The sequence below is a fragment of the Clostridium sp. TJA085 genome, assembly GCF_058310235.1.
In genome coordinates this window covers 20,513-32,950 of record NZ_JBZEEZ010000006.1, presented here as the reverse complement: position 1 = coordinate 32,950, position 12,438 = coordinate 20,513, and the positions used below count along the sequence as shown (strand labels likewise).

The window sequence follows — 12,438 nt, the reverse complement described above, 5'->3', positions numbered from 1 at the left end:
TTATTTTTTATGTTTTTAGGAAAATTTTGTTGTAAAATATTTGTAATAATTTAAATTTAAGGGGGATTTAATATGAATAAACTAACAAAATCCATATTTGTACTCTTTACAGCAATCGGATTAACATTATCCGGTAATGCTATATCTGCTAATGCATCACCTAAAAATTCCGGTGATGATATCTATAACAACTATAATAATTTTGATTTACAAAATTATTCAGTAGAGTCCACAAATTCTAATAATATTTCTATAACAAAAATTGATAACAAAAATAATTTAAAATCAAGCCTATTTATAAAATTACCTGAAGATACTAAAAAAGAAAAATTAAATTCAATAATAAAACAGAATCCGGCAGTAAAACAAGCTATTTCTAAACAGCTAAAAAAAGGAAATAAAATAATAGGCTTATCAGTTACTGAAAGGTACTTAGAAGAATCTATAGATAAAAAAACAGGTGAAACAAAATATAGATTTTTAACAAATTCAGAAGTTAAAGCCTACACAACGCCTAAAAAATATACTTGTTTTGCTTCAGTTAATTCTGGTGTTGAACAACGTAAAGGTAAGTTAACATTAACATCTTTACTAGTTTCCCCAAAATTAACCGGACAAGCAAACGTTTATAATCTAGTTGGAAATGCTAATTGGGATGTATCTGGATTTAATAGTGACCAATATAAATCTCCTGCTGTCGGAGAAGACCTTATGTGCTTAGCATGGCCAACTAAATATCGTTGGTCAGATGGAAATTTTAAAGGATTTTATAACAATGGATCATCAATAAATGCTAGCATTAAAGAAATTAGTAATTCAAATGGAGTAGTTTGGCAATTCCAAGATAAATATCCAACTAACAGTACCTATATAGGTGCGAGAAATATATCTTCTTTTGCAAAACTAAAAAAAGTTGGAAGTACTTCTGGCCCACAACTTTTCACAGTTCAATACGTCCATACATATTCTAAGCTTGTTCCAAGTTATTCATTAGGAATGTCATCAAGTGGCTCTAGCGTTGGATTAAATATTACAAATGAAGAAAAATCTTGGCATGTAACTTCTCCTATAACAATTGAATAACTATATTAAATAAAAAGACTATCTATAAGATAGTCTTTTTATTTAACTTTATTTCAAAATCTATATTTCTTATAATTCTCTCAAATGTTATATCTTCTCTGTACCTTCTATTGTATTCAATTCTAAACCATGTACTATTTCTTATCTTTCTTATAGCTTTTGATTTAATGCTTCTTATATCATTAGAAGAGGCTTTAAATATATCTGCTATATCTTCTATTGATACTTGGTCTGTATCCCACCCATAATATAGCTTTAATACTTCTCTTTCATGTAATGTATTATAAGTATTCATTACACCCTCTAACTCTTCTCTTAATTCCTTTATATATAAATTATCTTCTACTTTTTCTATGCAATTATCTTTACTTTCTATAAGATTCATTAATTCTCTCTGCTCTTCACCGACTGTTTTATTAAGGCTTGTTTCCTCGTTGGTATCTCTATTAGTTATAAACCTATGTATCTTTGAATATATCCAATGAAAAGCATAAGTAATAAATAATGCTTTTTTCTCATTATTAATATCATACTTATTACAAGCTATAATAAAACCTATTGTACCCTCTTGTATTAAATCATCTTTATCTATTGAGCTTATTCCCTCTGTATAGAACTTATTAGCAATCTTATATATAAACTTCTGGTTGTTCTCTATTAACTGCTCTAAGGCTTGTTTATTGCCTTGCTGATATAATACAACAAGTTCCTCATTAGTCATTTAATTCACCCCACTTTTAGTGTAAATTATCATTTATATAATATTAGATATTAGAATTTTTTAATATAAACGTTACTTTAAATCCTAACATTTCCTAACATATATCTTAGGTTTTCTTAGGTATCGCTCCTTTTTAATTACAATATTTCATACTAGCATTTCCTAGCATTAACGTTCCTTTTCAGACAAGGTTTTACTAGGGTTCTATGTTACTCTATATAAGGCTTTAATCCTTGTAATTTCAATGTAGTACTACGTTACCTTTCAATGTAGTACTACATAAACTTTGTATGCAACGTTCGTTATTTTTTTGCAACGCTCACTATTATTTACTCATTTTCAAATTAACTAAATTAAGCCACCTATTATTACGTTCTTCTTGCCAATACATAAGCTCTTTAATTAATTTATAATATGTGGTCCATCTCATATATTTAGGTTTTAATATATTACTAGTCATTGAATCACCAGTATAATAATTAATGTTATGCTCTAGTTTTAATTTATCTAGTATCTTATCTATCTTTAAATCACAATAATCCATTCCACCTCTATAAGTATTTGTACTTTTATACTTCAATGATCCACATTCTCTACACTTCCAAATACCATTAACATAATAAATATGTTTTCTAGGACTTAAGCAATAAGGACATATAAATAAATTCTTTTCTCCAAACTTATTTTTATACTTTTCTATTCTTATAAATGTATCATTTATACTAATTTCACTATCTTTTATAGTTAAAATACTACCTTTTAGCTCACTCGATTTGAATATAAACCTATTTCCTTTAAGGCTTAAAACCTCGTCTATATCTAGCTTTAAGTACTCATCTATATATTTCATTAATTAATCACCTTCTTATATATACGCGAGAACTACTAAATAGTAAGGCTTTTTAATTAACTTATAATTAAACATCATTTGAAGAGGCACTATATTCACTCTTCTTCCCTCTTAATTTACTTTTACGCTCCCAATAATTAGCGTTATATTCCTTTACTCTATCCTTATTCTTCTTACGCCATGCTCTCATATATGCATTCCTTTCTTCTCTCGCCTTTTCATTCACTCTCAATACTCCTTTCTATTTTTAATCAATAAAAAAGCCACGAGAACAACACCAGTATTTATATACTAATTAATTGTTTCCCGTGGCTATATAACACGCCTTCCACCTTTTAGGTAGGGTACTTAAAATATTCTTTTTCTTAATCTTATTATATCATAAAATATATTTATAATTAATTATTATCTTCTAAATAATCATTAATAAGTTGTATATGATGCATTAAAGCCAATTTTTTTACAACACCTAATCCTGGATATTGTTGTTTTTCAAAATATTCTTCAAAACAACTTAATCCATATGTTTGTAACCCAACTTCTTCTTTCCAATCCATTAATTTTTTTAAAGCTTCATAAAATTTCTTTGCTGGATCCTTTATACTATCATTACTATCTGAAACAAAATGTTTAACATACAACTCATTATCTTCATCTAAAAATACTATATGTATAGCGACAGCATACGGAGCAAATCCACTATCTTTATACTCTTTACCAATTATAGAATAATCTGAAAAGCCATTAAAATTATCCATATCATAATCTATGTGATCTGCAGAAAAGAATTCTGCATCTTCACCATAATCAGTATTCCTATCTTTCTTTTTGAAATAATCTTCTAATATAACCTTATTATCATACACTTTCCTTCTGAAAGATTTTTTATCTGGTATCAAAGTATAACAAGGATTATTTTGTTTATCAAACTCATCCCTGTATAAATCTATATATTTTTTTTCATTTAATATTACTACAATATTTTCATTTTCAGTATTATTAATTCTTAATTTATCTATATCATTTTTAAAGTTATCTGTTGCTATAATTCCTTTAAGTATATTATCATTATTTATTGCATCATAATACAAATTACTTTTATTACTATTATTTAGTTCATCTTCAAAGTTACCTACTTGTGGATTTTGTATAATTATTAATTTTCTATTTTGGCTATTGAACAATTCAATAACTGAAATTAAAGTGCTTGATAATTTAATAGGTTCTATTATAGGCATTATTTTATCCCCTATTAAATCATTATTAGCCAGTTCTTTTAATGCTAATAATTCATTTTTTCTACCTCTCAAATATGGCAAATACATTGTAAACCCTCCTAATACTTATTATTCAAAAATTTATTAAGTTTTAGATAATCTTGTTTTTTAAAATTAGAAAAGTAAACTAAAAACCTTAGTTCATATGGTATAAACTTATTAAAATTCTCTTTATTTACTTTTACTCTTTTCTTTAGTTCTAAAAACATATATCTATAAACTAATTTCTTTTCTATATTTTTAAATAATTTAAAACATTCATCATAATACTTAAATTGAGTTGTATTAGGCAATTCACCATAATGTTCTAATAATATATTTTCAAATTCGTTTTTTCTCAAAATATTAAACATAGTCTTATAATCTAATTTAGAATAATAGTCTTTTGCCTCTCTCTTTTTACTAAGTGTATTTCTATTAGTTAGTATATATATTCCAACATTATCATTATTTAAAACACTGTTTAATTTTTCGTAATTCTCTTCACAAGTTACAACATATACATTCACAAAAGCTTTAAAATAATCTTCTATCTGACCTTCTAATCTCTCAAAACTATCTAATCCTGTCTTTATCTCATAAACTACAGCTTTTCCATTTATCAATATAAAATCAGCTTTAGATTTATTTATAGGAATTTCAGTAATTGCAGTAGTTGTATTTAAACTATGTTTTCCTAATAAAAATTTATTAAGCAATGTATTCTTATAAAAATATTCATTTCTATAATACTTATTTAAATATTTGTATATATCCTCTATTATTTCTCTATTTTCCTTACCTACATATTTACTTCCAAAACCTTCAACAAATTCCTTGTAAAAAGCACTTTCTTTATTATCCAACCATGCTTTCATACCATTTTGAGTAAATATTTTATTTAAAATACTATTGTCATTTACCATAACTACATCCCTTTTAAATTTACTTTTACTCAAATTATAATACCACTAATCGCGTACTATTAGAATGCTATTATATACATATTTCTACATTCGGATAAATTTACCTTTTTTTCCGATAAAAATAAATTATAATTTAACTTATAATTTATATAAAAAGAGGGTTTCTATATAAAACTCTCTTCATAATATTTGATAATATATATTGTTAGTATAATTCAAAAATAAAATAGCTGATACTAAATTAAATTAATTGCCAATAAACAAAATTGCAGTATATAAATTTCAAACTTAAAACTTTCTATACTCAATACATTATTTAAAATACTTTTTTATATTTATATAGTTGCTCTTTATAACTAATTAAATCAATTATATCAACTTTGTAATCTCTTGTAGGTTTGTTATTAATCCAATCAACTAAATGCTCTATACTTAATGAAATAGAATTACCATTAAAGTTAATATCTATAAAATCAGCACATGAATACTCGATAGTACAATTACCACTAAGCATTATTTTTATTAGTGATCCTATTAAATCTTTATTATCTATTTGAATACTGCTTTTATCATATAAATTTAGTTATTCAAAACTTTCATAGTCATGTATGTAAGCTTTACTATCATCTAAATTATCATAAGATTTTATCTCTTCCCACTCATCATATAAACTATACCCCATATATGGTAGTACTAAATCATTAATTTCATATATTCTCGTTATACAACTACCACCAATTACCCATATCTCGCTGCTTGGTACTTTGTTATAACAAGAAATATATATATCATGAATAACTCTTATATTGCTATTTAGTTCTATTAACTGATTATTTAATTCCTCAATTCTGTAATGTTCCTCTAATATCTTCTCTATTTTTTTATTAATTAAATCAGCTTTATCATGTATCTTTTTTAACTCCTCTTCTTCTATCTCAAATATATCTTTTTTATTTCCTCCAAAAACATTTATTAAAGAGTTCATCTTTAAACTATCTTTAATATTTTTTGAATATTCTCTTTGTACATCAAACATTATTAAAGTTTTACAATCAATATCACATTCATCTATTATGTCAGCTTGTACTATTTCAACCTCTTCATTTGTAGTGTTATTATTTTCTATCAATACATTCTTTTTAGATGTAGTGTTCTTATCTTTTGACACTACACTTTTTAATACATTTATTTTATTTACTATTAACTCTATATCATTACTATTTAAATTTTTATCTATACAGTATTCTTTTATTTCACTTATATTTATATTATTTAATATTTTATCTTTTTGTAGTGTCATTATATACTTATCACTACTCTTCACCTTACGAGTTTCTTTATCTCTATATCTCTCACATAAATAAAACTTATATGTTTCACCGTATTTATCTTTACCTTTCTTCACAGAACAAAACATACTATTTCACTCCTTTTGTAGTGTTAATAAACTTCTACCACTACATTTTATTTAAATAATAAGGCTCAACTTAATGTTGAACCCCTTATTAAGTTACGCCCTTTATGGTAGTAACCTACTCTATATCAATATATATTCTTCTATATTTACCATTGTCATAAGCCTTACTAATCCTTTTTATCTTTGTTCCAGTTAATAAAGCTTTAATGATCTTTTGTCTTTCTTCAATAGTTTGATAGCTTATCATTATCTTGCTCATTTACTATACCTCTAATTTGTATCTATTTATTTCTATTAAGTCATTTATATAATCCATTGCACTTGCTTTTCCAAATTCATTTAATAATCTAAATTTCCTAATAAGCGTTAATTCAGCATTCTCTATTTTATTAAACTCTTTTATTAAATTATCTTTAAATAACTGTTGTTCTTTTTTTGATTGTTTTTTTCTATAAAATTCAAGTTTCTTATGAATTTTTATTAATTTTCCGAATCTATTTACCATTGCTTTCTTTGGATTAAGTAATATATATTCTATCTTTTCTACTACGCTATCCATTCCAATACTATCTATCCACTTCTTATTAAAAGTTAAGTCAAATCCATTAATTGTATTACTAGGATGAAATGTAATATAAAACTTTTTATTATCTCCTTGAAAGTCTAAAGCTGATATATAAAATATATTTCCATTAATTTTTCTAATCATTTTAAAATTCTCCAATCACATAAATATTAAAGTAACATCTTAGTTTCATATTCACTTAAAAAGTTAAGGTTATCTATACCAGCCTTTACACCTTCTTTAAAATAGTGTCTTTGCTCTATACATGCTATTTCTGTATTTGTATCATCTAACTCACTTATAAGTTGAAATACCTCATCTGATACAATTTCTTTAAGTTTCTCCATTATCCTAACCTTTTTTTCTGTATGTACTCCATATTCTAAATATGAATTTTCTATATCTTCAACCTCTGTATTTTGAATATGTTTATATTCATTTTCTATTATATTTTTAAATAATTTAACTTGATCTTTAACTTTCACTTTAAAATTCTCCAATCTTTCTTATGTTTTCCTCTTGATTTCATTGGAGCTATAGTGATACTCTTAAGATGCGAAACTTAGAGGGTATCACTATAACCCTAAAGACTGATGTATGTGTTTACATTGGTCTTTTTTAATATAGCCTTTGATTATACTGTTCTCCTACAATATCTAACAACCTACCTTTAGCCATTTCTATAATTCTTGAAGCTATTGCTCTATCAATCTTTAATAAATTTTCACTTAGATATTCACTTGATATGATTATAGGTAGCTTATTTATATATCTATAATTTATTATTTTAAATAATAATCTTATTTCAGCCTCACTATAACCACCTTTAAATAAATCATCTAAAAATAATATATTACACTTTTGGTATTTGTTTAATTTTTCATTGTACTTAATCTTATCTGATACTCTTAAATCAATTAATAAATCAATACAATCCCTATAAGGAAAATATACGGGTTTAAATCCTTTCTTAAGTAATTCTAATGATATAGCAATACAAATATGTGTCTTACCAGTTCCAGGTTCTCCTAGGAATGCAATCGAACTATTATCATCAAACTGTATATTTTCATAATTTGAAATATATTCTTCTGCTATTTCTTTCATCTTCTTAGATAAGGCATTTTTATTATTATCGAACTTATTTAATGTTAAATCATTTCTATTTGGATTAAATCCATTTTCTATCCACTCTGTTCTTAACCTATCTTTATTTTTACAAGCACACTCTTTAATTATTGGTTGAGCGTGTAATTGTTCTATTATTATTTGTCCTGTATCTCTACAAATAGGACACTTATACTCTGTCTTTTCTGCTTTAGATTTACATCTATCAATTATTTCATTAATTTTATTAAAATTAACTCGTTCCATATTAATCCCACCCTCTTAATTTAGTTGGTGTTTCTAATGGATTAACTTTTATATTTTTAGGATTTAATTTTGAAATATTATCTTTATTTTTCTCCCATTCTTCATAGTTAATCTTATTAGAACCTTCTTCCATAAATGTATTTATGCCATTCTTTCTATTCAAAAAGTCGCTTAAACTCCACTTATAATTAAAGTAAAACTGACTATTTAATATTTCACTATAAGTATTTATAGCTTGTACTATATCATCTAGCTTATAATCCTTTAATGCCTTCTCTATTGACTTTTTAATTACTGGACTTAAAGCCTTATGCTTAATGATCCCTTTAGAATTCCAACAATCAAATATAGTTTTTATATCTTTGTTACACTCTTCTTTTATTTCTTTTTTCTTATATTTTAAATTCTTCTCTAGCTCTTTTAATAAATCTAAACTACTAAGACCTTCATTCTTAAGTTTCTCTAATTCATCTTTTATAAGTTCTTTAGAATATTTACTTTTTATTTTCTTAAGTAAATCATTTTCTAATTCCTTATTAATTTCATTAACATAAGCTTCACTATCTAAAGGACTATATATATTATTAGACTTATCTTTAGATATATCTTTAGAAGGTGTAACGCTTAATGTTTCATTCATTGTTACGCTTAACGTTTCAGAATTATTATTAATCCTTTTATTTTCAATACTTTGCATTGTTTCGCTTAATGTTTCGCTTAATGGTACGTTTAACGTTACGCTTTTTTTGATATTTTCTGCATATGTTAATTTGTATTTACTTGGAGTTTTAGGAGGCTTACCCTTACTAATAAGCTCTATATATCCACATCCCTCTAATTTCTTTAATACATTGCTTACTATCCTTGTAGATAATAAAGTATCTTCACTTAAAGTTCTTACACTACAAAAACACTCAAATTTTTCTCTTCCTTCATATTCATCTAAAGTAAAGTTTGTATTCTCACATAATGAATAATATATAAGAACTTCATCTTTATTCAATTTAGAAGGAATATTGTAATAATTTTTACTCACCTCCTTACTCATTTTCAACACCTCCACTTGTCTTATGCAAATATACCTCTAAAAGCTTGTACACCTTCCCACGTAGGTTCTTTATGTAATTCGATACATAAGTCTATATATTTCTTAAATAGATTAAAATTCATTTTAAACACCTCTCTAATTATTAGTGGTTAGCATTAACTCAATATTACTTAGATTACCTTTTATAGCTCCTAAAATAAATTCATAATGTTTAATCTTACCCTCTAATTCTTTGATATAAATTTCTCTTTTAAGCTCTTCTTCACTTGTAGTAATTCCTAAATATTCATCTACTGATTTACTTTCAATAGACCACTCTTTCCCTACCTTCTTAGCTTTAATTTCTCCTCTTCTGCATAGCTCCCTAGCATATGGAACAGTAGCTCCTATTCTATTTGCTACTTCTTCAATCTTTAATACTTTACTCAATTCTCTCCCTCCAATTATTTAATATCTTTGGCAACTTATTGCGATACTTTAAGACTAGAATCCTAATAGAACTTAGTTCATCTTATTTGATTAATAGATGTGATTTTTGATGTCACTTAAATTGACTTCTAAATAAATTAATTTTAGATATGAATAATATACTTATATAAATTATTCCTCTTCTGAAATAATTTCAGATACATCAATATTCAAAGCTTTTGCTATTAACCCTATTGTTTTAGGTGTAGCTTTTACTTTTCCATTAATAACTCTTGAAATTGTTGCTCGTCCAAGTCCTGTTCTATTAACCAAATCGTTAGTTGATAAGCACGCTCTTGCTTGTACTAATTTTAATTTGTTTAAATTTATATTCATTTTTTCACCTCATTTGTTTCATTCGTTATCTTCAAGACTTATTTTATGACTCATTCGTTATCTTGTCAATATATTTTTTATTTTTTTGTTTCATTTGTATTCTTTAGTGATATAATATTATACGAGGTGAGGAAATGAATATTGGTAATAATATTAAAGATTTAAGATTAAAACAAAATCTTACACAAAATGATTTAGCCACAAAAGCTAAAATTTCTAGAGTTGCTTTAGGTCAATATGAAAGGGGTACACGATACCCTAATATAGAAATAATTAATAAAATAGCTGCTGCTCTAAACGTTCCAATTGATTTCTTATTATATGATGAAGATGATAAAAAACGACTATTAACTATTCAAAATACACTAAAAAGTTTAGCTAGTAATGAAAGTTTCGTAGTACATGAAAATACTGAATTTAACGATTGTATTGAAGTTTTAAAAATTCTTTCAAATAAAATCGAAGATAAAAAATTAAATCAATTTTTTCAAGGATATTTAGCTAGCATTCCTTCATCTAAAACACTTTATGAGGAAGATATTAAAAATATTGAAGAAATTTATAATAAAAAAATAAATCCAATTATAAAAAGACTTACTGATACCTTAGAATTAGAGGTATATAAATTAATCAATAAATCAAAAGAAGAGAAATAACTCTACTAAAATATAATATTATATATAGTAATTTTTATATTAAACCATTTAGATTATCCAATTTGAAATTGGGTAAAATATTGATTTTCTAGTTTCAACGGGGAAATTTCCACTTAGTTATTTCCTTACATTAGGTGGACGAAAATTTTCGCTGAGCTGATGAAGTAACATTTCGTTACTCCATCTTTCACCTGCTTGTGGTCTAAGTGCTTTAGAAGAACTTAGATATTCTCAACAAATAGCAGAAATGTTTTTTTATTAAGTGGTAGCGTTTCACGACACCTTTTATTCCCTACTTATGTAGTAAATATATTGTAGTGTTATTTATAACTTATCACTACATAATTACTTAGTTATTTAAATTTAAAATAAAGTAACTACAAATTAAGAATCGAGGTGATATTATGGCAAGTTTTAAACAAATAGCAAAAGGTAATTGGCAAGTTGTTATTTCCTTAGGCAATGATCCAGTTACTAAAAAAAGAATAAGAGTTAAAAAACAAGGTTTTAAAACTAAAAAAGAAGCAGAAAAGTTTGTTAATGATTATAATACAAAAGTTAATAATGGATTTTTACTTCCTAAATCAAAGAATATATTACTTAAAGATTTCATTTTAGACTGGTTTAATAACCATAAAGTATTATCTATAGGTGTTAATACTAGAAACCATTATATAAGCCGAATTAACACTTATATAGTACCTTTACTAGGTAATTATAAACTTACTGAAATTGATACATTAACAGTACAGAATTTTTATAATCATTTATTAACTAAAGAGCACCCATTAAAACCCTCTTCCGCTAAAAAGGTAATAGAAACTCTTAATAATTGTTTAAAGTATGCTAAAAAATTAAAATTAATATCATTCTTGCCTACTGACATTGAAAAAGTATATATTGAAAAACCTAAAATAGAATATTGGTCTAAGGATCAATTAGATTTCTTCCTGGATAAAATGCAAGCAACTTATTTATACTTTCCAGTCTTATTATGTGCTTTAACTGGTGTTAGAGTAGCTGAATTATGTGGATTGAAATGGTGTGATGTAGATTTTGAAAAAGGATATTTAAATATTAATAGACAAGTAATAAGAGATGAATCTACTAAAGAGCTTTTATGTACGGATAATTTAAAGACTAATGGCAGTAATAGAACTATATCCATACCAAACATATTACTTAATGAATTAAGCCTTAGAAGAGGTAATCCTAATGATTTTATAATACTAAATAGACAAGATGAAATATGTAATCCTAGGAATCTATCAATGGACTTTAAAAAGAAAGTATCTAAATACCCTAATTTACCTCAAATAACTATACACGGATTAAGACATACTCATGCTACTTTATTAATATTAAATGGTGAAAATATAAAAATAGTATCTGATAGGTTAGGTCATAAAGATGTAACTACAACATTAAATACATATACTCATATCATGGAAGAAATGAAGGATAATACAGCTGAATTATTAGATAATTTATTCAATAAAAAAGGTGACTAAATACTCGAAAAAACTTTTAGTCCCCTTTTTGTCACCTTTTAAGCAAAATAAAAAGGCTTAACCCTCATAGTTAAGCCATTCTTTATGTATAAGTGGCACTCCCAACAGGAATCGAACCTGTATCTATCCCTTAGGAGGGGATTGTTCTATCCATTAAACTATGGGAGCTTACTATTTAAATTTTATTATAGTAACATAAATATGTCAATTAAAAAAGTAATTTTTTT

Annotated in this window: 17 protein-coding genes and 1 tRNA gene; 3 read left to right on the top strand and 15 right to left on the bottom strand. The window is 25.4% G+C overall.

Features of this window, described 5'->3' with window-relative positions; all coding sequences use genetic code 11:
* Positions 1-72 precede the first annotated feature (72 nt).
* Positions 73-1,083: a hypothetical protein gene (locus AC4FQW_RS12360; RefSeq protein WP_491149368.1), complete on the top strand. Its 1,011-nt coding sequence runs from the start codon at positions 73-75 to the stop codon at positions 1,081-1,083.
* A 22-nt stretch (positions 1,084-1,105) separates the two neighbouring features.
* On the opposite strand, the gene AC4FQW_RS12355 is transcribed toward AC4FQW_RS12360, so the two are convergent.
* From AC4FQW_RS12355 to AC4FQW_RS12290, 14 genes are all read right to left on the bottom strand, one after another.
* Positions 1,106-1,804, bottom strand: a complete 699-nt coding sequence (locus AC4FQW_RS12355) for a sigma-70 family RNA polymerase sigma factor (RefSeq protein WP_491149366.1) — start codon at positions 1,802-1,804, stop codon at positions 1,106-1,108.
* 325 nt (positions 1,805-2,129) lie between these two features.
* Complete coding sequence (locus AC4FQW_RS12350; protein ID WP_491149364.1) at positions 2,130-2,654, bottom strand: hypothetical protein; 525 nt, start codon at positions 2,652-2,654, stop codon at positions 2,130-2,132.
* Between the two features lie 67 nt (positions 2,655-2,721).
* Positions 2,722-2,880: a hypothetical protein gene (locus AC4FQW_RS12345; protein WP_491149362.1), complete on the bottom strand. Its 159-nt coding sequence runs from the start codon at positions 2,878-2,880 to the stop codon at positions 2,722-2,724.
* A 172-nt stretch (positions 2,881-3,052) separates the two neighbouring features.
* Entirely contained in the window at positions 3,053-3,979 is a 927-nt protein-coding gene (locus tag AC4FQW_RS12340) for a sce7725 family protein (protein ID WP_491149360.1), read from the bottom strand.
* An 11-nt stretch (positions 3,980-3,990) separates the two neighbouring features.
* Complete coding sequence (locus AC4FQW_RS12335; RefSeq protein WP_491149358.1) at positions 3,991-4,836, bottom strand: sce7726 family protein; 846 nt, start codon at positions 4,834-4,836, stop codon at positions 3,991-3,993.
* A 316-nt stretch (positions 4,837-5,152) separates the two neighbouring features.
* Complete coding sequence (locus AC4FQW_RS12330) at positions 5,153-5,350, bottom strand: hypothetical protein (RefSeq protein WP_491149356.1); 198 nt, start codon at positions 5,348-5,350, stop codon at positions 5,153-5,155.
* 69 nt (positions 5,351-5,419) lie between these two features.
* Positions 5,420-6,253 (bottom strand): hypothetical protein, encoded by an 834-nt coding sequence (locus AC4FQW_RS12325; protein WP_491149354.1) that lies wholly within the window; start codon positions 6,251-6,253, stop codon positions 5,420-5,422.
* A gap of 115 nt (positions 6,254-6,368) precedes the next feature.
* Positions 6,369-6,512: a hypothetical protein gene (locus AC4FQW_RS12320; protein WP_491149352.1), complete on the bottom strand. Its 144-nt coding sequence runs from the start codon at positions 6,510-6,512 to the stop codon at positions 6,369-6,371.
* Positions 6,513-6,515: 3 nt separating this feature from the next.
* The gene (locus AC4FQW_RS12315; protein ID WP_491149350.1) at positions 6,516-6,962 is read right to left on the bottom strand and encodes a hypothetical protein; all 447 of its coding nucleotides are present in this window, start codon (positions 6,960-6,962) and stop codon (positions 6,516-6,518) included.
* Between the two features lie 26 nt (positions 6,963-6,988).
* Entirely contained in the window at positions 6,989-7,303 is a 315-nt protein-coding gene (locus tag AC4FQW_RS12310; RefSeq protein WP_491149348.1) for a hypothetical protein, read from the bottom strand.
* Positions 7,304-7,436: 133 nt separating this feature from the next.
* Positions 7,437-8,192 carry an ATP-binding protein gene (locus AC4FQW_RS12305; RefSeq protein WP_491149346.1) on the bottom strand — a complete coding sequence of 252 codons (756 nt, stop codon included), beginning with the start codon at positions 8,190-8,192 and terminating at the stop codon, positions 7,437-7,439.
* Between the two features lies 1 nt (position 8,193).
* Positions 8,194-9,240, bottom strand: coding sequence for a conserved phage C-terminal domain-containing protein (locus tag AC4FQW_RS12300; RefSeq protein WP_491149344.1), 1,047 nt, complete (start codon positions 9,238-9,240; stop codon positions 8,194-8,196).
* A gap of 135 nt (positions 9,241-9,375) precedes the next feature.
* A complete protein-coding gene (locus tag AC4FQW_RS12295) occupies positions 9,376-9,669 on the bottom strand; it encodes a helix-turn-helix domain-containing protein (protein WP_491149342.1) in 294 nt (97 codons plus the stop codon).
* Positions 9,670-9,840: 171 nt separating this feature from the next.
* Positions 9,841-10,044, bottom strand: a complete 204-nt coding sequence (locus AC4FQW_RS12290; RefSeq protein WP_491149340.1) for a helix-turn-helix transcriptional regulator — start codon at positions 10,042-10,044, stop codon at positions 9,841-9,843.
* 134 nt (positions 10,045-10,178) lie between these two features.
* Here AC4FQW_RS12290 and AC4FQW_RS12285 point away from each other — a divergent pair, with 134 nt between their 5' ends.
* Positions 10,179-10,700 (top strand): helix-turn-helix domain-containing protein, encoded by a 522-nt coding sequence (locus tag AC4FQW_RS12285; RefSeq protein ID WP_491149338.1) that lies wholly within the window; start codon positions 10,179-10,181, stop codon positions 10,698-10,700.
* Positions 10,701-11,104: 404 nt separating this feature from the next.
* Positions 11,105-12,211, top strand: a complete 1,107-nt coding sequence (locus AC4FQW_RS12280; protein ID WP_491149336.1) for a site-specific integrase — start codon at positions 11,105-11,107, stop codon at positions 12,209-12,211.
* A 93-nt stretch (positions 12,212-12,304) separates the two neighbouring features.
* On the opposite strand, the gene AC4FQW_RS12275 is transcribed toward AC4FQW_RS12280, so the two are convergent.
* Positions 12,305-12,379 (bottom strand) — tRNA-Arg (locus AC4FQW_RS12275).
* Positions 12,380-12,438: the final 59 nt, after the last annotated feature.